The sequence below is a fragment of the Maribellus sp. YY47 genome, assembly GCF_023111095.1.
Lineage (GTDB): Bacteria > Bacteroidota > Bacteroidia > Bacteroidales > Prolixibacteraceae > Draconibacterium.
In genome coordinates, this window is the sequence record NZ_JALGYW010000002.1 from 128,122 (window position 1) to 152,991 (window position 24,870).

The window sequence follows — 24,870 nt, forward strand, 5'->3', positions numbered from 1 at the left end:
ACTACCGACTTCCGGCACCTCACTCTTTCAACCTGACAGACAGCATATTGAAATACCGCTTCCACCGTGAAAGATTGTTGGTATAGGTTATAAACTTTTCTCTTCAGGAAAACAGAATTATACAGATTCCGTTATTCTTGCTTTTTTAGGTTCCCCAAACATACAATAATGTTCTTAAAAGCTGCTATTTAAGCACATAATCCGTTAGGGGCGATACCTACTTTTTATGTATATGCCAGAGCCGATTCGCTTTCACCAAAGATTGCTGATAAACAACCCGGCTCCGGTTCTTAAATTCTATTCATCAAAACTCAAAACCACTTTTACCGGGAAATGGTCGGACGGAGTTCGGGCCACATATTTTCGCAGCGACACTTCCTGCGGAAAATTTCCTGATTTTTCCGATTTACTCTCGGCAATTTCGGTCCGGTAAGTATCGGTTAAAACCCCGTAGCGTTCCACTGTAAAATCGGGGCTTACAAACACGTGATCGATCCGGCTGTCAGTAAACATATCGGGTTTAAAATTATTGAAGGTGCCGTTTAAAGCATACTTCACTTGGGCTGCCAGGTATGAATCTTTCAGCAAATCAGAACTTTCCAGAACCGCATAATTCGGACTGTGCTGATCTACATTGAAGTCGCCGGTCAGAATCACCGGCTTGTTGTCACACATTTCGGTGATTTTCTTCAGAACCAGTTTTGCACTGTTTTTTCGGGCCTCCACCCCAATGTGATCCATGTGCAGGTTGAAAAAGTAAAACTCAAACCCGGATTTGACATCCTTAAATTTTGCCCAGGTACAAATCCGCGGCAAAGCAGCATCCCAGCCTTTGTTGGGCCGGTCGGTCACTTCCGACAACCAGAAATGACCAGATTCCAAAGCTTTAAACTTTTCTTTCTGATAAAAGATGGGTGCGTACTCGCCCTTTGTTTTACCATCGTCGCGGCCAACGCCAACATAATTGTATTCGGGAAGTCCGGCCAGCATATCCAGTAACTGATCGTGCAAAACTTCCTGCGCCCCGAAAATCTGAAAATCGTTAAAGCGAATCAAATCGCAGATCACCGGGCAACGCTGTTTCCAGCCGTTTCCATTTACTGAATCGGAAGAATTATGGTAACGAATATTAAACGACGCTACCGTTAGTTCTTCAGCTTTTAAAACCTGGATTCCGGCAAAAACAAACACCAAAAACACCAATATAATTCGTTTCATTTTTTAATTTTTATGAGCTAATATCCTGTAAAGGTGGAAATAATTTTCTGTGATCACTTTTCATTTGAAAAAGAATACGGAAAATCTTTTTTCTCCACACCCCTGTTTTTATTCGGTGTTGAACTCATTTTAAAATTGATCACGGCTCCTTTCATCAAATCTTCGTGTGTCAGGTAGTTTTTGGTATAATTCTTCCCGTTCAGCTTCATTTCCGAAATGTATCGGTTCCCTTTTGAATTATTCCCGGCTTCAATCGAAATTTCCTTTCCGTTTTCAAGCTCGATTTTTACCGACTTAAACAAAGGTGATCCCAGGATGTACTCGTTGCTTCCCGGGCAAACCGAATAAAATCCAAGCGCCGAAAAAACATACCAAGCCGATGTTTGACCGTTGTCCTCGTCGCCGCAGTAGCCATCGGGAGTAGCAGCATAGAGTTTATCCATGATTTCGCGTGCCCAGTACTGCGCTTTCCATGGTTCTCCTGCATAATTGTACATGTAAACCATGTGCTGAATAGGTTGGTTTCCGTGCGCGTACTGTCCCATGTCCATCACCTGCATTTCGCGCATTTCGTGAATCATACCACGGCTTTTCATGCCCTCCGATCCGGGAATAATGAAAACAGAATCGAGCATATTTACAAATTCCTTTTCGCCACCCATCAAATCGATCAATCCCTTTGGATCGTGAAATACCGACCACGAATAATGCCAGCTGTTTCCTTCGGTAAAATCGCGGCTCCAGTCGGTAGGTGCAAACGAATCGGAGAAAGAACCATCGGCAGCGCGTCCGGCCATCAATTTACGTTTTGCGTTGTAAACATTTTTGTAGTTCATGGCACGCTGCGCATAAATTCCGATCTCACTTTCGGGTTTGTTCAGCGCTTTTCCAAGGCGGTAAATGGTCCAGTCGTCGTAAGCATATTCCAACGTACGGGCCACGTTTTGGCTGATTCCCATATCGTTCGGAATATAGCCGTATTGATTGTATTGCTCGTAACCGGTTCTGCCCGAAGCTGCTACAGTTGGATGCACATTGTTGGCTCCGTGTTTCAATGCCTCCCAAAGCGTTTCAATATCGTAACCACGCAAGCCTTTCAGGTAAGCATCGGCAACAACAGAAGCAGAGTTATTTCCCACCATAATGTTGCGGTGCCCCGGACTAGCCCATTCAGGAAGAAAACCACTTTCCTTGTACGCATTTACGAGGCCTTCCTGCATTTTCTGGTTCTCCGAAGGATAAACAAAATTCAGGAAAGGGAACAAACTGCGGAACGTATCCCAAAAGCCGGTGTCGGTAAACATGTAGCCAGGTAAAACTTTGCCATTGTAAGGGCTATAATGAATTACGTTTCCGCTGGCATCGATCTCCGAAAGATTTCGCGGAAACAAAACAGTGCGATACAGATTGGAATAAAAGGTACGCAGGTTGTCGATGTTGTCATCTTCTACTTTAATTCGTCCCAGCACTTCGTTCCAGCGGGCTTTTCCTTTGGCAGCAATTTTATCCAAATCGTCGTTGCCCAGCTCTTTCAGGTTTAGCATCGCCTGTTCTTCACTGATAAATGAGGAAGCCACCCGTGCATTCACCTGCTCGTTATTTGTGGTTGAAAAACCAATAATGGCACCGGCATGATTACCTTCAAATTCCTTTTCACCCTTCGTAATTTTGCCGTCTTTTACAGCAGCAAAATAAGTAAATGGCTTATCGAAAACGATAACAAAATAGTTCCTAAAATTATCAGGCACACCGCCGCTGTTTCGGGTTGTGTAACCTACAATCTTGTTTTCTTCGGGAATGATTTTCACATACGAACCGCGGTCGAAAGCATCGGTTACTACAAAAGAGTTTTTGCTGTCGGGGAAAGTAAAACGAAACATGGCTGCACGTTCTGTCGGTGCAATTTCTGTTGTTACATCCACATCGGCCAGGTAAACACTGTAGTAATACGGTTTGGCCACTTCCGCCTTGTGCGAAAACCAGCTGGCACGCTCGTCTTCGTTAAAAACAGGTTCGCCGGTTAGCGGCATAATCGAAAACTGACCGTAATCGTTCATCCATGGACTGGGCTGATGCGTTTGCTTGAATCCCCTGATTTTATCATCGGTATATTTGTACATCCAACCATCCCCCATTTTACCGGTTTGTGGCGACCAGAAGTTCATTCCCCAGGGCAAAGCTGTTGCCGGGTAAGTGTTTCCGGTTGAAAGTTCATACTTAGAATTCGTCCCCACCAGCGTACTTACATAGCTAACGGGATCAAAAGTCTGTGCGCTCAGCTTCAGGATAAAGCTGCAAAAAAGCAACGCACTTAAAAATCCAATTTTTTTAACCATCTTCTGTCTTCTCTTTATATCGTTTTTAATTTCAATTTATTTCTGATTCTCAATCCTATTAAGAAAGTTACCAACTCAACTTTACATGCACTCCATCCGGATTGTTTTCAAAACTCAGGAAGCAGGTTTTGCTGGCTTCATCCCACGAAGTATCTGCTTGTAAAAGATTACCGCTTGCATCCTTTACCTCCATTTTAACCGGTTTTTCGGGTAACAACACGCGCATCACGTTGGTCGTATTCAAAGGACTTTTGGCCACAAACGAATAGTCATTTGATGTTCTGTTTTCGTCGTACACCCTGGCAGCAGTGGCCAGCACTTGCGGAGTTTCCGAATCTTCTACACTTCCGATATTGAACAGAAACGCCTGCTCACCGGAATTCACCTGTTTTTCATCCAAAACAGGAATTTCAGGATCAAACAGATCGATCAGTTTTCCTTTGATCGTATACGGAGTTTGATCCGCATTTTCATCGACAACTGAAATAAGTTCATATGGTCCTCGTGTGAGTGCAAAAGAGTTTTTAAACTCAAGATCGCTGTCGGTTTCTTCTTTATACAAAGTATTTACGGTACTTATAAATTCGCTGTCGTTGTTTTCCTGCAGCACAAATTCCTTTGGATCGTTGCGTAGAATGCAAACTTTTCCTTTGCCGTGTTCAAACTCACCAGCCTTAAATGGTGCTTCCAAACCCATTTTCAAGAACAGGTCTTCGGAGGGCGCTTTAAAGTTATTTCCATTGGTATTCCACCACTCCTGTACACTCTGAAAAGCATCCTCGTCGCGGCCGCAGTACACCAGCACTCCGCCGTTTTTCACCCATTCGGCAATGTGGTCGTGTGCTGACTGGTCCATCGGTTTCATATTGGAATACGACATGATCAGCACTTTCACATCTTTCCATGTTTTTGCGAACGAAACGTTTTCGATATGAACGGTTTTTAGCGGAACGCCACGCTTTAAAAGGGGAAGTGCCTGCCCGTAAAAATTAGAGAGCTGCGGATCTTCATAACCGTTGTGCGTTGGGAAACGCTGGAACATCAGCGAATTCGACATCAACACTCCGATTCCCTGTGAACCGCTTACTTTGTTTTCCGACAAAGGCATGTTGTTCAGGGTGTTGATCATTACCTGCATTTGTGTGGAATAAAAACGCGGAATACGTTCTTTCTCTTCGCTGTTGGCGCTGGTGCGGTAATAACCCTGGTAAATACGGTTGGGCCAAGGCATAACTTCGTAATCTGCAATCATCGGATACAAAAGCTGAGCTGTAAAAGTAGCCTGATAGTTCTTTTTGTAATCAGTCCAGTCGCGCGGCCAGTCCTCAATCGGGTCAGTCAGGAAAAACATTTTTCTTCCGGTGGGCGCAGTCATCGATTCCATGGAACCGTATTCCAGAAAGGCGGTTTCAAACACACGCTCTTTGGCTTTGCCGTTAAAATAGTTGGGTTCGCGCGAAGTGCCGGTCCAAACCTGGGCAATATAACCATCCACGCAAGGCAATGAAGCAAGGCTGGCTTCCGGGCTCACGATTTGCCACTGCGAATAATTTACCAGCGAATGCGTGGGAACGTAACAACGAACATTCATGCCTTTACTTTTCCCGTATTCTTTGGCGTAAGTAAAACATTCGTTCAAAGCCCTGTAGTATAGATGATATTTAAGTTTATTTGATAAATATGTATTCTCGGGAGACTCATGCTGAGGCCGCCAGTCGAATCCGTAATATTCTTTCCATTCCCGTTTAAAGGCATCGCTGTACCCCGAACGGGCCCAGAATTCGGGCTCTTCGAGAAAGATTGCATCAATACCTGCATCAATCACGCGTTTAATCACTTTCTCCTTCATGTATTTTATGAAATTCATGGAAGGAATGATGTAGGGAACCATGTGACCATGCCAAATGGTGTCTCCACGTTGGGTTACCTGCCCTTCGTCGAGATGCCATTTCCCGTCCCACTCGCCGGTAAAATAATCCTGGTATTCCCCCCAGGCAATCCCGGTCATAAAATGCGTGGTGTATCCACGGTCGCGCCACGACTGCACGCGTTCTTCGAAAGTCATGTTTCCTTTCTCGTGGTGGTCTTTTACGCTGTAAACAATTGCTACGTCTGCCCGCACATCGATGACGGGTTTCCACGGATTGGAAGTTTGAAAAGCTGTTTTCTCTTTGGGTTGATCAGGTTTCTTTTCTTCTTTTACCGAAGGCTGAGAACAAGCCTGAAAGATCAGTGCCGGCAAAAGGAAAAATAAGATCGATTTTCGCATTGGTATAGGTATTTTTGTCAAATGAATAAAATCATCCCTACTAAGATAAGCAGGGATGACCAATTACAATAATCTATGATTCGCTTTCGGATGTTTATCCGATCAGCTTAATTAAAAATGAGTTCTCTGATTTTCAAAAACCAGATTCCTGTTCCAATTTATTTGTGGTTTTAAAGCCACCCCCAAAACCGGTGACCTTAAACCACTTTCTTCCCTAAGGAATCATCACTTCTTTTGCTTCGTTGTAGTTCCATCTTCTGGTACCGCTTCCTTTCGGAGTATCGAAATTAATACGAGCGGCTGCACGGATAAATACGATTCTTCCTTCCGGAATTGTTCCGTTTGATTCGATGGTGACGGTTTCTCCTAACAATGAACTGAATGCCGAACCTGAATATTCAATTTTGCTTGACCAGCGCTCGTCGCGGGCGCGGTAACCAACACTTGAAGAATAGCTCACAAAAAGCTGAATGTCGGTAACATTCAGGAAACTACTGTTGTAGCCGCCCATCGGTTCAATTTTGGCCTGGAAATCTGCCTCTGAAACCGCACGGGTAACACGCACTTTGGCTGTAATTTTCCCATTGCTTACCGTTGGTTCTTCTACCCATTCAATTTTCAGGAAAGGCTGCACTTCGAATCTTACTTTTGTAACACCTTCAATATCCAGCGTTTGAGTTTCATCGGCGAGCGGAACTCCGCGTTCATCTTCACGAAGCAGCGGAATAAAAGGTCCGTCGATGAGAACGTTGTAGGTACCTTTAAACAATTTTGTGTTCTGGAATGTACCATCAGCCATGGCGTAGAAATCCGGATTGTGCGTTACATTGTCGCCCCAGCTGAGTTCGGTTAAACGTACACGGATACCTTCACTTCCCTGATCGGTAAGTACGGGTTCGCCGGTTGCTGCATCCACTACTTCACCTTGCAGAGTTTCTGCGGGTTCATCATAGTTATCCATCTCAAAGATGCTGCACGAGCTAAAAGCAAACAACACAACCGATAATATATAAAATCCTATTTTTTTCATTTTCGATGTTCTTAATTGTTATTAAACATTACTTATTACCTGTTCGGTTGCTGATCAATTACCGGACTCTTCGTTACTTCACCACCCGGAATTGCAAAATAGTAATCAACAATATTGTATTCGAACGTTTTCAGACTTACCCATTGGAAACGGGCATCGAAGAAATATTTTCCGGTTTCGGTTGAGAAGAACGGGTACAGACCGCGGAAACGGTAACGGGCATTGTTACTAAATGCATCTTTGTCTCTTTGCTCTCCCCAGAAACCGTCACGTCCTTCGTAGTGCTGAACTCTCCAGCGACGCAGGTCCCATTTTGTTTTGTGCTCCAGTGCTAGCTCTTTACGACGCTCTTTGCGAACGATGTTACGACTGGCTACATCTGAAGTAATGTTGCTGGTCAGTAATGTTGCTCCGGCACGCTCGCGAATGTCGTTAACAGCGTCGGTAGCAACCTGCAACATGTTCGATCCGTCAGGCGATACTTCACCCGCCAACGACAATTCAACAGCTGCTTCCGCGGCATTCAGCAACACTTCAGCATAGCGCATCAGAACAAACGGTTGATCTGATTTACCTTCACCAGCTTCAAACGAAGGATCGGGATTCAAATATTTACGACCATACAAACCGGTTAAACAACCTTCTCCGTTATCATAGAAAGGACCGTTAGCTCCGGCAGCTGTCATTTGAGCACCGTTGTATTCTACAGTTTCCTGGCTGTTACCTTCTCTCGGGCTTAAGTAAAGCGATTTCGGAGCCTGTTTGTAAGCATCCAGGTTTTGGTAACGGGTTTCAGCAGTTTGGTATGAATAATCATTAAACAGCGGCTGAACCGGACCTGCACCGGTATAAACTCCCGCACGGATCTCAATTTCTTTTCCTTTGAACATAGTACCCGGAAAAATTACATAGGCACGTAAACGAGGTTCAGCATCTTTGAAAAGATCTGTTGGGTTATCGTACATCAGGTAATTTCCGTTGGTGTTTGACGACCCGTCAGTTACTCTTAGTGTGCCGTCTTCGTAGCGATCAAAACCATCGTACAACTCCAGGAAATCAAGTGTTGGACAAGTTCCGGAAGCCAGAGGTGCTTTGAAAATAAACGGAGCGCTGTAGGCATCGTATCCGTGTGCTAAAGTAGGATAAGAATATTCTCTTACGTAAATATTTTCAGGGCTGGTCAGATCGCTGAACATATCTACCATATTTTGAGCCTGAGCATCAGGATCGTTTGCTGCCCATTTTTTCATGTAAAGCGAATAATTACCACTTCTCATTACTTCCTGTGCAGCCAGGTACGCTTCTTTAAAGTATTTTTTAGAAGCTGACTCCCATGCGTCATCAGCAAAACCAATTACGCGAACACCTGTTTTCTCACCAAAACCGGTCAAACGACCTGTAACAGTTTCGTTGTATTTGGCAATGCTACCGGCATACAACATTGCTTCCGATTTAAATGACAATGCTACGTATTTGTTCGAGTATCCACTTTTAGGGCTGGTGGGTTGCAATAATTCTGCAGCCATGTCGAAATCGGCCAGTACCTGATCCCAGGTTTCTTCTTCGGTTGCACGCGGCACTTCCAGTTCATCCTGATCTGCCGGATAAGGAATTACTTTTGTTACCAGCGGCACACCGCCAAAACGACGGGCCATTGCGTAAAATACGGTTGCACGCACAAAATAAGCTTCGCCCAAATAATGATTATAGGTTACTTCCGGAAATGAATTTTTATACTCCGGCAATGTTTCGAGCAGATAGTTGGCATCACGTAACAAAGTGAATGCTTTTCCCCAGTAAGGAGTGCGTTCGCTGGTAAAAGCAGAACAAATTCCGTCGCGGTTCAGCGCCTCTCCGGTTCCTTCAATACCCAGAGCACCCAGCCAGGAGTTAAATTCAACTCCCCATTGAGCCATGTATTTGAAATCTTCGAAAGGCATGTTACTGTACATCCGGGCCATGTAAATTTCCATCCCCGATTCAGTAGTCAGCAAATCATCGTCGCTAATGATGTTTTTGGGCGGAATATCCAAGTCCGTACATGCGGAGAAGAACAATAAGCCGATCAGCGATAATATATATATTCTTTTCATTCGTTTATAATTGTTTATTTTTATGGTAACTCATGTAACTCGTCCCGAGCACTCGGGACTCGTTTCATTTTGTAATCAAATTATGATTCATAAGTTCTTACAATAATTTTTAAAACGTTGCTGAAACGCCTAACGTGAAAGTTTTGCTAAGCGGATACATTCGTCCCAAATCATCATCCGGATGTTCCGGATCTACAAATTTCACCCCGGTAATGGTAAACAGGTTATAAGCATTGGCAAACACACGCAGATTCATTGATGGTAAGGCTTTTACCGTTGGCAGCGTGTAACCTAATTCAACGCTTTTCAAACGAAGGTAAGCTGTACTTACACGGTTGAATTCTGAATTACTACGCGGATAGTTTCCGGTGTAACCGTAATAGCCACTCACCCATTCAGTTTCCGGATCGTAAGGATCAGCAGTTGGATCAACCGGGTGCCAGCGATCGAGGTATTGAACCAGTGTACCACCACCGTTGCTACCCCAGATCGAGTAAAGCGGTTCTTTGTATTCCATTGAACCCAGTGCCGATCCCTGGAAAAGCAGGTTCATGTCAAAATTTTTGTACGAACATTCGTAGTTCAAACTGAAGTTCAGCCACGGAGTCTGGTCGTAAGCAATCGGATGTTCATCCAAACCGTCGATCTGACCGTCGCCGTTCCAGTCCAGATATTTGTAATCGCCCGGAAGGACGTTTCTTTCTTTGTATAATGAGTACGACCAGATATCGTCCCAGTTTTCAAAGCGACCGGCTGATTCATAACCAAATACAACTCCCTGGTAACGGTTGGTAAGATTGTCGTTACGCCACTGGTCGTAAGAGTTTCCGTAGGGCCCTTTTTCTGACGCAGTCATATATTTCTGACGGGTGATGGTTCCAATCGCTTTTACTTTGTATTGGAAATCGCCAATTTTATTTCGGTGAGAAAGTTCGAGATCCATACCGTAGTGACGGTCGCTATCCAGGTTTTCACGGGGAGCAGTAGCACCAACAACTGTAGGCAAATCGCCTGAACGACGGGCGAAACGGCCTTTTCTGCGACGATCGAAATAATCGAAAGAAAAGCCAAACAAACCATCCCAACCTTCAAAATCAACACCGAGGTCAAGCGTATGAGCAGTAAACCATGTAATCAACTCGTTGGGCAATGCCAATGTTGAAACACCGTAAACAAACTCACTTCCAAACATATAACCCGGTGCATATTGGTTATAATATCCCTTTTCAGCGTTACCGCTCACAGCCGGATAAGTATAACCTGTTGCCCAATCGTATTGTAATTCACCATCGTCTCCCAGCACACCGTAACTGGCACGAAGCTTCAACTGATCAACAAACGACAAAGCTGAAACCGACTGAAAGAAAGATTCTTCCGATACACGCCAACCTACCGAAGCAGATGGGAAAAATCCCCATTGGTGACCTTTTGCAAACTTCGATGAACCGTCGTAACGGAACTGCACTTCGGCAATGTAACGATCAGCAAAGGCATAATTTGCTCTTCCGATCAATGCTGAGTTGGCAAGTTCGTAGATGTCATTCAAGCCACTTTGCATTCCGCCAAGCTGGTTTTCATCCACACCGGCAAAAAGATATTCCATACCAAAAGCCAGGTCACGTTGTGCATAAAAGTTATCACCGGTACGTTTCTGAGTTTCCCAACCCAAAAGTCCGCTTACTTTATGAAGATCATCGAAAGTATTGTTGTAGTTCAAAATGAATTGTCCCAAAACCTGTTGTTTGCTGTACATCTCGCGACGAATCTGGTTGGGCGAACTTGAATTATACAATTTGGAATCGTAAGAATCTGTCAGCGGATTGTAAGCATACTGATAGTATTCTTTCCGGTAAATGTTGTTGTCGTCTTTGCGGTAGTCGTAACTAACCAAAGCTTTAGCCGATAAACCTTTCAAGGCTGACGACAATGTGCCAAAATCAAAATTCAACGCAGCTGAAGACTGAAAATATTTCTGGTTGTATTTACGGTAACCGGAAATATCAGAAGTCATTTTTGCCACTGTGTTTTCTTCCAGATCAAGGCCTTCGTAGTTTAGCATGGTGTTATCCGGATCGGCATAAGCAGGGTACAACACCCCTTGACGCCAGTAGTTACGGATAATATCCACTGGACTTGAATAAGGATTATTACGTTGATCGTTGATACCGCTTAAGTTCAGATCAAGTTTCAATCCCTTTGCAATTTCAGTGCTGATGTTTGAACGCAGGTTGTATTTATCGTAATTCAAATCACCTGACTTGAAGAAACCTTCCTGGTAAAAATATCCCATTGCAACGTAATACTGTGTTTTGTTCGTTCCACCGGTAATACTGATATCATGCTGAGTTTGCGGCGAGTAATCAGAGAATAGCAGCGATGTCCAATCGGTAGTTCTGCGTGTTCCGTTGCGGTAGTCCTCAAAATCCTGTTCATCATAAATGATGTTTCCACCATTGATGTTATTCATGGCCCTTTCGTTGTACAAGGTCATGGTTTCAAATGCATCAGCCAATACAGGCATTCCTGAAGGTTTCTGGAAAGTGAAAGAACCATTGTAAGAAACGGTTGTCTTCCCGTCGGTTGATCCTTTTTTGGTAGTAACCAGAACAACACCGTTTGCAGCACGCACCCCGTAAATAGCTGCAGAAGCATCTTTCAGTACCGATATATCTTCAATATCGTTAGAATTAAGGCGCTGAAACTCTGCTGTTGTACGTGGTACGCCATCAATTACAACGAGCGGTGAACCTAAACCACGGATGTCGAAGTTGTTGTTAAACGCACCTGGTTCTGCACTTTTCTGCCACACTCGCACACCGGCAATTCTACCTGCCAACATGTTTTGCGGGTTTTCGTTTTTGGTTTGGCGCATTTCCTCACCTTTCACCCCGGCCACTGATCCGGTTAAAGTAACTTTCTTCTGTGTACCGTAACCCACAATCACTACCTCATCAAGGCTTTGGGCATCAACTTCAAGTACAATATTAATTTTTGAACGAGAGTTAACGGCTTCTTCTTTTGTTGTATACCCCAGAAACTGAAATACCAGCATAGCATTTTGCGGTACATCAAGGGAATATTCTCCGCTAATATTCGTAATAGTTCCTACCGTGGTATTTTTAACAGCCACAGTCGCTCCAACAATCGGTTCGTTATTGTTATCTGTAACAATACCCGATACCGTGATATTTTGCGCCCATGAAGAAAAGGGCATAAAAATCACGATGAACACAATCAGACGCAAAAACTGCGTAACTTTTGTATATCGACTTTGTATCATAAGAATAAATGTTATTTGGTTTTATTTTTCCAGTTCATATCGTGCCAAAACCGCATACTCGGCTGCAAATGCGAAGTTGAACATCGCTTCGGTTTTGTTCTTCGAATTATCGTAACTCCAGCCAACCAGTAAGTTTGTTGGAAGGAAGCCGTTGTAAACGAAGTTGTCGTATCCGTAATCAAGGTTTTTCTGAAAGCTTTCAATGTACTCGCCTACATTTTCGTAAGCAGGATAAACATCCACGTAACCACGCATCATTACACCGTTGAACCAGTTTCTGAAACCGCTGATATCATAAGAATAGTATCCCGGCTTCGTGCTGCCCAGCACAGCGAAATAGCTGAAACTTGCATTCGACAATTTCGTGGCATCGTCCAGGTACAAATCGTCTCCGGTAACCTGAAACAAATCGGCAGCACCTGAAAGCATTGTCCCGGTGTTGTAAGTAATAGCCGGCCCAACACGATCACGACAAGTAATTCCTTTTCGGTAGGTTACTCCGTCAATCACTTCTGTTTGAGGATTTCCGGGAGCACAACCACCCATCATATCGTCATAAACACCATCAGAACGCAACAAATATTTCTTTTGCCAGTCATAAATTTTTTTGGCAAAATCCAGGTAATAGTCGCTTTTTTTCATCTGTACGGTTTTGCGTGTTTGCTTATCCGTAGCATCGATGTAACGATAGGTCAATTCGTCGCTTTTGTCTTTGTACAATTCATAGAGCCATACAAGCGGACTTACCATTGGTCCGTTACTGCACGAATGTTTTGTAACGTAACCCGGGCCCCAGGTTATACCTCCGATCTCGTCACCGTTGGCATCGCGGGTGCAATCCCATCCGTCAAGAACATACTCCGTCAGGTATTCTGCGGTTTGCAAGTACTCGTTGTTGCCGGTTAGTTTATAAGCTTCGATAAGTTCACGAACCAACCACATTTGATCGTCATAAACGTTTTCAATTCCTTCCACTTTAGCTGATCCTTTGGAAGATCCACGATTTACACCGTATACCGACCATTCTTTTGTCTGTGTATAGGAAACCAGTTCGAAAGTTCCGAGGTAGTACGCTGCGTTGTCGTACAGTTTGTAAAGCAACTCAGTGTAACGATTGAAATTCTGGTCATAAAGCTTGGATTCTCCACTGGCTTTTTCAGCTTTAAGTCCATGAAGTATAGCATTTACAGCTTCAATTGCACTGGTATACATCCAAATACTTCCCTTTTCCTCCGAACGAACGCCTGTGTAAGGATTGTAATAACGGGCCATAGCCATCCCATCTCCAGTGAAATGGGAAGCCACAGCAGCATCCGTCAGTTCCATAGCCCGAACAAGATTCTGTTCTGAAAGACTAAGCTCGCCAACCGGCGGGTTGACAGGATCGTCGTCAGATCCCGTTTTGCTACAGGCAATTGTAATTAAAGGGATAAGGCAAGCAATAACAATTATTGTGCGAAAAAATCTCATTATATTATTTTTTAGTTCAAGTCAATAGTGTGGATAACCAGTTTGTTTTCGCCGGTATTGGCAGCACCGTTGTATACACCGAGGACGATGGTTACATTTTCGCCATTAAACTGCGACAAGTCGTATACAAACGAAGCATATCCTTCAGGATTACCGGCTCCACCGTCTCCGTGTTTGAATTTCCAGCAACCATCGTTGGCGGCACTTGCTTCCTGTGCAGTATTCGACTGCGGGGTAAGATGAGTAACCGTACCATTGTCCTGAATGGCTGTAATTTTGAAGAAAGTATAGTTGCTTCCGAAATTTCGTGTACTGAAAGTCAGCTGATTGTGACCCGAAGCAATCGAAAATTTCGCATATAGATATGATTCAGGCACCTTTGTATCCACATCAGGTGTGTTACGTGTTTTGATAATGTAACCTTCAGAAGGGAACACTTCAGGGTCTTTTCTGAGCGGAACAAACGACCATTCAGCACCAACATGGGCAACATCGCGCCAAGCATGATAAGCCACCGGGTATCCGTCTGACATGCTAACATTTCTTCCGGCACTGATAGGGCTAATGCCTGTGAATGAAGATTTTATATGAGGCATAGTAGAACGTGCCGTTTCAATCGACAGTTTCCAACCATCAACAACATCGGTACCCGGCAGCCAATCCCAGTTTTCTACTTTGCGATCAGCAAAACGGATAGCACGCAATACAAGTTGTTTCCAGTAATCGCCGGTTTGCTGACGGTAAATACCAACTGCGATGATCACTTCTTTTCCAACGTAATCACTTAAATCGAAATCAAAATCGGTATAGTTGCCAGAGCCCCATGTTTTTGTATCTCCAACTTTAACGGCTGTTGGCTGTGCTGCAGAAAGGTCAATAACCTGTACACCGAAATAAGCTGGACTCGCTTCGTCTGCATTGTGCGTACGAATTCTGAGAGACATGATCTTGTTGTCTTCCGTGATCAATTTACTTCCGTAGGTGTAAGAATCGAACACATCAAGATCGGCAGGATTGCTGCGTTGATCTTCATCATTGCGAATACGCAAAGTAGTTCCTTCCCACTGTTCTTCCCAGTTACCCCAGAAAGTAAGTGAACACATATAGTCGCAGGCCCAGTCCCAGTGAGGATATGCATCAGCATTACCACCTCCGCGGTATTCGTTGTAGTACCATTTATCAGCACCCGAAAGATCGTCGGCAGTCAGGCCACGCAGTAATTCCTGTCCACCCATCTGAACATCCAGGCTAACTACACCGTCAACAAAATCATCTTTTACAATTGCTTTGGTGATGGTTACATAATTTGCTTTTGTAAATGTGATGGTATAATCAGCAGCAACCATGTTTCCGATTTCGTATTTTCCGTCAGAACCACTTGTAGCAGAACCAGCCGGACCAACGCTAACAGTTACATCGGCAAGAGGTGTTCCGCCGTTTTTGGCATCGATAATAGTACCGGTAATTTTTGCAGAAGCGTTTACCAGGGTCGCATTCGCGGCTACCACTTTATTGGCATCGAATTTTTCGGCGGTAACCGTTACGCTCACTGTTAACCAACCTTCTTTTGAGAATTTCACCGCATGGGTTTTCATCGACACATTGTCAGCGGTATATGTTCCATCTGTACCGCTGGTTACCGTAATATCTTCTTCATTAACTCCCGAGATTGTAACGGTAACATCCGAAACCGGAGTTCCGTCAGCATCGGTCACAGTGCCGACCACTGTACCGAAGCCGATATTTCCAGACTCGTCATCGTCCTGGCAGGAATTTACAGAGAACAGAACTGTCCCCATTAAAGCAACGAACACAAAGGATCGTAAGATTTTAATTAGTTTCATTGTAAGAATTACATTTAATAAGTTAAAAACACTGTTCAGTTCATTCGAACCTATTTGTTTCATTATGAATAGCAGTTCACAATCTGCACATGCTTTTTTTTAGAATTGCCGCAAATGTTGGAGAGGACTGGTTAAAATATGGGTTAAAACAGGGTTAATTTTCAGAAAATATTATTAATCATTCCGGTAATTTCCAATTTATCCGGATGGAACAACTGTAACATTTTTGACCAGAATTGCATTTTGTTGCCGCTGATAGAATTTTAATATCTTTACCCCACAATTACATTTTCAAAACCGAAATTTTAATATTTCAACAGAGGAAATGTTCGGGATTTTAGGGGAATTTAAAAGCTATGCTGACATCAATTAAACTGTACATACTCTTATTGTTTACTCTTCTCAGTGTTCAAAAATCATTCTTGGGAGGCTTAAAGTTTAGCGGAGGAGAACAACCCATTGACAAGAGAACCTCCTACGATGTCTTTGGTAACAATGCTGTAGCTTTTTCTGACTCCTTTAATATTGAATTTGGCTTAGCGCTTTACCCCACTAACCCGATCGGATATATTATCCGAATCAAAAACACTGAAAACAACAGGATATACAATCTCTTTTACGACGGGCAGGGCAGCAACCTTTCCTTCAAGTTTAACGAGGAAGGGAAAAGTAACCTGATCACCGCCAACATGGACAAGGAGGAACTCTTGAATATGAACTGGTTCAAAATGAAACTTTCGTTCGATCTGAAAAACGATTCCATTAAGTTGACCATTCATAACAAAACATTTTCCATAGGCCATGCCGATCTTCCCGATCCGTACTATCCTGTTGTACTTTTTGGGAAAAGCGACTTTATTATCGATGTTCCAACTTTTGCCATTAAAGATCTTTCGATAGGAAATAAAGAGAAATATATGTTTCCGCTAAACGAAAATGAAGGGAATGTAGTCCACGACGATAAAGGGAAAGATGTGGGAATAGTGTCCAACCCGGAATGGCTTATTAACGACGCTTATCATTGGAGATATCAAACATCCTTTAAATCAAAATCCGTAGCCGGTGCGAACTATAACCCGGACAAAAAGGAGATTTACTATTTTAACCGCGACTCTCTAATTATTTATAACGTAAGATCGAACAACACCCAAACGCAAACATTTGAAGAGAAATGCCCCGTTGAGCTTATTTTAGGGACCAACTTCCTTGAACCGACCAACAATAAATTGTACTCCTACGAAGTATTCTTTGAAGACACCGCTTACAAAGGTGCCACTGTCGCCAGCCTGAATCTGGATACGTACAAGTGGACCGGTGAAAGTCAGGATCAATTACCTACTCAGCTGCATCATCACGGCTCTTATTTTGATTCATCGACCGGAAAGTACACGATATTCGGTGGTTTTGGAAGTATGCATTACTGCAGGAGTTTTTTCTCGTATGATTTGAACGACAAAACATGGAATAAACTTGACGAATTCTCCGGCGATTTTCTGTCTCCCCGCTATTTTTCATCAGTAGGGTATCTCAAAAAGACCAACTCTATTTACATTTTTGGAGGTATGGGAAACGAATCGGGCGAACAAATTGTTGGACGAAAATATTACTACGATCTCTACCAGGTTGATTTAACGACACGAAACATTTCAAAACGCTGGAAAATTCAGTGGGATAAAGATAACGTGGTTCCGGTTAGAGGAATGGTGATATTGGATGATTCCTGTTTTTATACCTTATGCTACCCGGAACATTTTTCTGCCTCTTTCCTGAAATTGTACCGTTTTTCACTGGCCGATGGCAGTTATGAGATTTTGGGAGACTCCATTCCAATCCGCTCTGACAAGATTACAACCAATGCCAATATCTATTACGATGCAGGCCTTAATAATTTATACGCCACTGTTCAGGAGTTTGATGACGATATTTCATCTACGCTAAAAGTTTATTCTTTGGCGTTTCCCCCCATTACCGCACAAGAATTAAAAAGCTTTTCAAAAGGTAAGAACAACAATACAAGCACTTTTTTACTGGTAATAATTGCCGGATGTGCTGCCGGAGCCGGCTATCTTTTGTATAAAAAACGAAAACATAATGTCACCCAGGAAGATGTTTCAACATTAACTGAGCCTGAAAAAGAAGTTAAAATAAAAACCACATCGAAGGCGAATGCAATCTATCTGTTTGGCGATTTTGAGGTACGCGACCGAAGAAACAAGGATATAACTTACATGTTCAGTGCAAAACTCAAACAAACATTTTGTCTGATCATGCAGTATAGTGCGGAAGGCGATGGAATCACTTCTCAGCGTCTAAGCGATGTTTTATGGCCGGGCAGACCCACCGATAAGGTTAAAAACTCACGGGGAGTTACCATCAATCATTTGCGAAAAGTACTGGAAGAGCTGGATGGAATTGAATTAATTTACGAGAAAGGCTGTTTTAAGATTGTAGCTAACCCAGCACTGTATTGTGATTACACCCGGTGTATTGAGATAATTTCTGCTGAAAATGTGGAAGAATACAGAGATGAATTGGTGTCGATTGTTGTTCGTGGAAAGTTTTTGAAATCGTCCGATCATCAGCTTTACGATACCTTTAAAGAGACCGTTGAACAAAAGCTGGAACCGGTATTATTAATTGAGTTGGGTAAATGCTTCGAGGCAGAATTTTACCAGACAACCGTTAGCATTGCTGATGCAATATTTAGTATCGACCCATTGAATGATGTTGCATTGGCTTATTTGATCAAGGCCATGCAAAGGATGAAAATGAATGAAGAAGCACAAATCAGGTATCAATCATTTGTTATTGAATACAAGAAAATAATGGGGAATAAATACCCGCATTCGTACCAAAATCTAAGCTAACCTGGCTTTACGTCGTTTTTCCGGAAACCAATTTTGAATAACGAATGTCTGTAGAGCGAGTCTGTCTTTCTCATTTACAGTCTCCTAATTTCAGAAACACTATTTCTTAAAGCTCACTTGAAAGATGCTTCATTCTTACCGCCTCTGCAGGACAAATTACAAAGCAGGCTCCGCAGCCGTTACATTTATCGTGATTGATCACAGGCAGCGCATCGTATGGCCCGTGAATGTCAATTTTGATCGCATTGTACTTACAGGCAACTTTGCAGCGGTCACACTCTTTGTTTTGCGTGAGCAGACAATTCTGCGGCAAAATCTCTGCAAGGCCTATTTTTAGCATACCTTTGGCTTCTGTATCAAATAAAGTAATCGCTCCGCTCGGACAAACCTGGCTGCACAAATTGCAGTCTTCGAGGCAATACCCCTTTTCAAAGCTAATTTCAGGAATCATCCAACTTACTGCATCCTCTGCATCTTTATGATGAATGAGTATACTTGAAGGACAGGTTTTGATACAACTTCCACAACGCACACACAGAAAGTCAAAATACTTCTTCGGAACAGAACCGGGCGGACGAAAATAAGGTTTCGTTTCCCCTTTGAGTAGTTTGGGAATAAACAGCCCGGAAACCAACCCAAACCCTGAAGCCAAAAATAGTCGCCGACCTCCAAAAGAAACGGATGCCGTTTTCCGATCTCCTTTCATTTGCGTCACCATGAATTCTTTGATCCGGTAAACTTCATCCTGAAGACCGCCCAACGGGCAAAGTTTTGTACACCAAATGCCGGGCACAAACAGGTGGATTAGGAGCAATACCGGAAATCCCGCCAGCGAGATGATAACAACAAGCGACGAACTGTGGGAAAAGGCTCCGAAGAAACCATTAAAAATAGCTGTCGGATCAAGAACAGCGAATACAGGAAAGCCAAGAATTGCGCCAGCTAATGAAAAAATTGCCAACCACTTGCCTATTGACGGAATCTTTTTTATTCTATTCTTTTTGCCGCTATTGAATGATGATGCCCAATCGCATGCCAATCCTACCGGACAAAGCTTCCGACAAAACCAACGCTTTTTGACGATCACAAAAACAAGAACGACAAGGCCGGCAAGATTAAGGAAAACAACGGACTTCAAGCCGAATATCGAGTTCAGCAGGATAAAAGGACTCAACCATGCATAAAATCCCGTCAATTCTTTCCATCCCAGAGGCAAAGCCAACAGCAAAGCCAGCAAGGCAGACACCTGTCTGAAACGTAGCCGTTTGAATATTTCCCCTAGCCTAACCATACATTCTGTTCCACCAACAATTTTCTCAATTTAGAGATGTCGAGGTTTCTCACCGCCTGCCGCTCTCTAACGGCCAAACCTGCTGCCGCTCCTGCCCCGTGCCCGGTTATCAGACAGGTTCCGATAATCCGGGTGTCTTCAACCAGTTCTCTTTCGAAACTAAAACACCGACCGGCAACCAGCAGGTTTTCCGTCTTTTTGGGAATAAGAGAACGAAGCGGAATCTGCCAGTAAGGCCGTTCCCGTTTGCGTACCTTTTTGCCCTTGTAAAGCATGGTGGTCCAGGCACCGCTGATGCCAATAACATCATCAAAATTCCTAAAGGTCATGGTGTCTTCCAGCGTCAGTTTGTATTCTGCATCAACAATACGCGACATTCTTACCCCAAGCTGTGAAGCCGTATCGAGTAAGAAAACTTCTTCGTGACCGGGTGTCTGACGAATCTTCTGTACATTTTCCCATACCTGGCGCCGATAATCCATTTGAAGGCGTGAAAGGTTCAACATGTCGACACCATCCTGGTTGTCTTCTCCGTGCATATTTACCCAGTTCACACTCTGAATCGGCGTTTCTCCTCCGATATCCATTTTTACGTAGCCGCTTTTTGTCTTATCGATCCGGTCCACATTTCCGAGGCGGTGAACCAACCCAATGTGATATTTCATCTCATCATACTGTTCGCCTGCCCAATGAAAGATATCGCCGTCGCCTGTACAGTCGATAACAACTTTGGCCAAAACAGCCATCCTTCCCGACTTGCTTTCGATAAAAACACCTTTTAACTCGTTGCCTTCCATGATGACATTTGCCCCCCAGGTGTGGTAAAGCATTTTAACACCGGCATCCCTGATCATTTCATCCAGCACATATTTAGCCGCTTCCGGATCAACAACCGGGTTTATTTCATGGATGGCCATTCCCATATCTGCCAGTCGTTTGGCCATTTCGCCTCCAAGTCCATGAATGACCTGCTTCGTTTGCTGGTTTTTATCCACTGCATGCGTAGACAACAGCGGCAAAACAAGACCTCCTGTCCATAATCCCCCCAGGTGATTATAGCGTTCCACCAGGTACGTTTCAGCTCCGGCACGACTGGCTGCAATAGCAGCTGCAACCCCTGCAGGGCCGCCTCCAACCACCAAAACATCTGTTTCGGCAAGTATCGGAATTTGTCGGGCAGGTTCTGTAATGGATGCACCACTTAAGGGTGAATTTCCGGGGTTATCGGCTTGTCTTTCGTTGGTTTGTGCAGGTTCAATTTTTCGGATACATCCGGCGCCAAAAGTTAAAGCGCTTCCTGCTACCAGTGCATGGGTTAAAAAGCTACGTCTTTTCATTGAATTGGTTTTTTAGGTCAAGTTCGTTTTTTTCTAGTCGGATAAATCATGACTCTCCGGCAAAACAGGTTCATTCGATTAACGCTAAAGCATCTGTCGTTTACTTGCTAATTCATCCTGTGAAAACTAACAGTTTATAAAATTATATTTATTTATGTTTGAAAGGCCTTCCTGCCAAGCTTTTTTGGTGATTAATGCTGCAACAATATGGAATCAAAACTCCTATTTAAATGATAAGGTTAGTTCGGATTAAAAAGAAAATCTTCTAAAAACCAAACTAACCTTATGCTGAATTTATTACAAATTCGGACTATACCGAATGCCTTTAAAACTTTTATCCGATGTCAAATCAATTACGAAAGAAACTTCTTCCGAAGAGCTTCCACCTGCCGGTCGTTAATGGGAACAAGCTTTCCAAGCGATGCGCCCATGGTAAGCGACTTCGCACTAAACTCGGCCACTTCCAGCCGGTCAAACGTTCCGAGTAACTTATCACCGGTAACCAACACCGAGTCGTTGTTGATGATCACTGCCGGCGTATTTACTGACAAAGTATTCAAAATGGCCTCCTGCCCTGCGAAATGCGAACCAAAAGGCATATTGGGAATGTCCTGCAAAAAGATCCAGCTTTCTGGAATGGTACGAACATCCATTTTCTCGCCGGTAACACTGTAGGCCATCAAATACGGGCTTTGTGTCAGAATGATGGAATTAACATGAGGATTGCGTTTGTAGATTTCCTGGTGCAGCCAGGTAGAGCGGCTTGGAATTTTGCCGGGCTCCCGTTTTCCGTCTTTAATCTGAACGATATCCTCCATCTGAATATCCCAACGCGCAACATTGGGCGGTGTAATCAGAAAATCGTTTCCGCGCCAGCGAACCGACACCGTTCCGTAGGAGCTAATCATCAATCCCTGATCGCAGGCACGCAGCACTATGCGCCGAATTTGCTCACGAATGGCTCGTTCGTCTGATGGATATTCCACCTCCTCCATCTCGGGTAACAGACGAGGGATCTGGCTTTCAAACTCATTGATTTGTTCGTCGGTCAGGTAATTGGGTGTCCCAATCGTACTTCCGTTAATCAAGGTTCGGGCACAAAATTCCATCGTTTCAAAACGCTGGTAGGCATCACTCAAATCGCTTCCTCCAACCACGGTTCCATGGTTTTCCATGATCACCGAGTTAAATCCCTTGTAAAATTCGCGGGCTATTACTTCACCCAGTTCTTCACTGCCCGGCAATTCGTAAGGCGCATAGCCAATGGGGCCACAAACATGTTTTGCCTGTGGAATTACATTCGTATTCGGAATTTCGCGAACAATGCTAAACGATACCAGCGCCGGCGGGTGCGCATGGATAACCGCTTTTATGTCGGGACGGCTTTTGTATATCGCTATATGAAACGGATATTCAGAAGAAGGTTTGTGTCGTCCTTCAATCGTTCCATCGCTTTTTACACAAACAATATCTGTTGGCCGCAATGTTCCTTTGTCGATGGCAGAGGGTGTTACCCAAACATCCCCGTTTTCATCAATAATCGAAATATTTCCGCCCGAAGTAGTGGTTAAGCCACTTCGGTATATCTTGTCGATGATCATCGTGATCTGGTCACGCGGATGCATCCATTTCGTATTAAGCTTCCTCATTTCGTCGTAATTTTTAAATGACTGTTATGGTACAAATTTATAGGGTACGAAGCGAATTATTATCCTGTAATGACCTGTTTCTCATATGGGGCACTCTTTCTCTTACATTTTAAATGAATCTTCAACGCGCCAGGTTATTATGATTAACACCGCTTCCGGATTTACCACTTACCTTCCCTTTTTTTAGCCTATTCTGTATTTTCATTATAATTTTTCTTATTGTAAAATGCCGTTTCCGGGGATCAAAAAAAGGCCATTTTTAATAAACTAGACAACAATACATTACATGGAAACACGAGAGAATTAACGTGTAAAATTTGCATATACCAAAGGTTACAGCTACATTTGAGTCATACAACACGAGTTCTTTAAATAGATTAAGATACGGTCCGCATTAATTCAAAGATTGGTAAACTCAACAGAAAAAATTAAACCGAGAACGCTCTTTATGGTTGCTAAAACAGGCCTTGTAGTCCGTCTGCTGACGGATGAGTCTTCTGACCGATGGAAGTTTGATCAACCGGGCACTCAAATCCTGTTATACAGGGGTTTTACGCAAAATGAATTGATGCGGATTTTTTTTGTACCTAGCGGAACCGTTTGACCACCAAAAGCAACACCAGCAATACACTTGTAAATAAAGCCACACGCGCAATGTAGTCGCCGTGTTTGACATAGAATGTGAGTTCTTTGTTGGTATTCACTGTTCCTGAAATGGCAGCTTCCTGCCACCACGGAGTGGGTTGACTCACCTCTCCGCGCTGATTGATAAAACACGAAATACCTGTATTCGCCGACCTTGCAATACTTCGGCGGGTTTCGACGGCCCGCAAGCGTGCAAACGACATGTGCTGCTTGTAGCCCGGTGTATTCTTCCACCAACCGTCGTTCGTGATAATAAAAATAAGCTCAGCGCCTTTCTTTACATAGTCAGAAACGTATTCGCCAAACACCGATTCGTAGCAAATTACAGGAGCCACGCGTGTTCCGTCGGCAGAAACGAAATTACTCGCCTCTTTTTGCCGCCCCAAACTCCCGGTGGTTCCGCCAATATTGATCACAATGTCGCGGATAAAACCCAGGTATTTCATAAACGGCATTTTTTCGACTCCCACTACCAGCTTCGATTTGTGGTACACCTGCTCATTGCCGTTCCGATCCAGAAAAATAGCCGTATTAAAACGATCGTAAGTCATACCATCGCTCGATGTTCGTGCAGTCAGCGTTGCTTCTGCCTTGCTGTTGTATATTTTAAACGAAGAAACACCAAATAAAAGCTCAGCCCGGGGATAATTATTCATAAAATTCTTCATATCGCGCACAAAGCCGTTTGTCTGCAAATTTCCTTCATTCCAGTAGCCGGGATTTTCAAAAACGGTTTCGGGGCCAACAATAAAATCGGTATTGTTATCGGAAACACTGGCGGCCAGTTTCAGGAAATTCTCCTTCTTTTGGATCTCTGCCCGCATATCGTATTCTTCTGAATAGGGATCAACATTGGGCTGCACAATGGTTACCTGTTTCGGGTTATTTTGCTCGGTGTAGTTTGAATAGATAATAACCGAAAGCAACACAGGAAGCACAACCGCCACTGCAATGCTCACCAACGAAACAATTTTCTCGCGTTTGGCACTTCTTTCCTGCAACTGAACCAGCAATTTAAAGATCAGCACATTCAACAACAGCACCCAAAGCGTACCACCAAAAGTTCCGGTAAATTCGTACCACTGAATGATCTTAACATCGTTAGCAAAACCATTGCCCAGCTGCAGCCAGGGCCATTCGATATCCCAGTGAAAATGGAAATATTCAAACGAAATCCAAAATACTGTCAGACAAATATACCCCAGGTTCGAGCGAAATCTTCGGCGGGCAACATGAGCCAGCCAAAGCACCAACGACATCAGAAATGAATTGGTGATAATGGCCATGGCCGCACCAACGGCAGTCGCATGTAAAATCCACCAGGTTGTGAGAATATTCCAGGTAAAAACAGTTAAAAAGGCATGTCCCCAGAACGACACACTCCGATACTCCTCTTTTCGGTCAACAAAATATTTATCGACAGCAAAGAGCGGAAGGAATGCGATAAAGAGGATCCAACCGGGAAATCCCAGCCAGGCAAGACTTAACAAAACACCGGAAAAAAGCGATAACAATAAGCGTTGAGTGCGTTTCATTGGTTG

The 24,870-nt window shown here is 43.6% G+C and carries 13 protein-coding genes; 1 reads left to right on the forward strand and 12 read right to left on the reverse strand.

The window, feature by feature from the left end:
* Positions 1-297: 297 nt before the first annotated feature.
* The 8 genes from MR764_RS02025 to MR764_RS02060 form a co-directional block, all read right to left on the reverse strand.
* A complete protein-coding gene (locus tag MR764_RS02025; RefSeq protein ID WP_247977719.1) occupies positions 298-1,218 on the reverse strand; it encodes an endonuclease/exonuclease/phosphatase family protein in 921 nt (306 codons plus the stop codon).
* A gap of 53 nt (positions 1,219-1,271) precedes the next feature.
* The gene (locus tag MR764_RS02030; RefSeq protein WP_247977720.1) at positions 1,272-3,554 is read right to left on the reverse strand and encodes a GH92 family glycosyl hydrolase; all 2,283 of its coding nucleotides are present in this window, start codon (positions 3,552-3,554) and stop codon (positions 1,272-1,274) included.
* 67 nt (positions 3,555-3,621) lie between these two features.
* Complete coding sequence (locus tag MR764_RS02035; RefSeq protein WP_247977721.1) at positions 3,622-5,823, reverse strand: hypothetical protein; 2,202 nt, start codon at positions 5,821-5,823, stop codon at positions 3,622-3,624.
* 214 nt (positions 5,824-6,037) lie between these two features.
* A complete protein-coding gene (locus MR764_RS02040; protein WP_247977722.1) occupies positions 6,038-6,853 on the reverse strand; it encodes a DUF3823 domain-containing protein in 816 nt (271 codons plus the stop codon).
* A 35-nt stretch (positions 6,854-6,888) separates the two neighbouring features.
* A complete protein-coding gene (locus MR764_RS02045) occupies positions 6,889-8,946 on the reverse strand; it encodes a RagB/SusD family nutrient uptake outer membrane protein (RefSeq protein ID WP_247977723.1) in 2,058 nt (685 codons plus the stop codon).
* 109 nt (positions 8,947-9,055) lie between these two features.
* Positions 9,056-12,226 (reverse strand): TonB-dependent receptor, encoded by a 3,171-nt coding sequence (locus tag MR764_RS02050; protein ID WP_247977724.1) that lies wholly within the window; start codon positions 12,224-12,226, stop codon positions 9,056-9,058.
* 21 nt (positions 12,227-12,247) lie between these two features.
* Positions 12,248-13,696: a glycoside hydrolase family 76 protein gene (locus MR764_RS02055; protein ID WP_247977725.1), complete on the reverse strand. Its 1,449-nt coding sequence runs from the start codon at positions 13,694-13,696 to the stop codon at positions 12,248-12,250.
* A gap of 11 nt (positions 13,697-13,707) precedes the next feature.
* Positions 13,708-15,540 carry a carboxypeptidase-like regulatory domain-containing protein gene (locus MR764_RS02060; protein WP_247977726.1) on the reverse strand — a complete coding sequence of 611 codons (1,833 nt, stop codon included), beginning with the start codon at positions 15,538-15,540 and terminating at the stop codon, positions 13,708-13,710.
* A 422-nt stretch (positions 15,541-15,962) separates the two neighbouring features.
* On the opposite strand from MR764_RS02060, the gene MR764_RS02065 reads away from it, so the two are divergent.
* A complete protein-coding gene (locus MR764_RS02065) occupies positions 15,963-18,407 on the forward strand; it encodes a hypothetical protein (protein ID WP_247977727.1) in 2,445 nt (814 codons plus the stop codon).
* A gap of 106 nt (positions 18,408-18,513) precedes the next feature.
* Here the strand turns inward: MR764_RS02065 and MR764_RS02070 are convergent, their stop codons facing one another.
* The 4 genes from MR764_RS02070 to lnt all read right to left on the reverse strand — a co-directional run bounded on the left by MR764_RS02070 (position 18,514) and on the right by lnt (position 24,864).
* Positions 18,514-19,698, reverse strand: a complete 1,185-nt coding sequence (locus MR764_RS02070) for a 4Fe-4S binding protein (protein ID WP_247977728.1) — start codon at positions 19,696-19,698, stop codon at positions 18,514-18,516.
* Positions 19,686-21,035: an FAD-dependent oxidoreductase gene (locus MR764_RS02075; protein ID WP_247977729.1), complete on the reverse strand. Its 1,350-nt coding sequence runs from the start codon at positions 21,033-21,035 to the stop codon at positions 19,686-19,688. The genes MR764_RS02070 and MR764_RS02075 overlap by 13 nt, the downstream gene beginning before the upstream one ends.
* A 353-nt stretch (positions 21,036-21,388) precedes the next feature.
* Positions 21,389-22,684 (reverse strand): class II aldolase/adducin family protein, encoded by a 1,296-nt coding sequence (locus MR764_RS02080; protein ID WP_247977730.1) that lies wholly within the window; start codon positions 22,682-22,684, stop codon positions 21,389-21,391.
* A gap of 587 nt (positions 22,685-23,271) precedes the next feature.
* Positions 23,272-24,864 carry an apolipoprotein N-acyltransferase gene (gene lnt / locus MR764_RS02085; protein WP_247977731.1) on the reverse strand — a complete coding sequence of 531 codons (1,593 nt, stop codon included), beginning with the start codon at positions 24,862-24,864 and terminating at the stop codon, positions 23,272-23,274.
* Between the last annotated feature and the right edge of the window lie 6 nt (positions 24,865-24,870).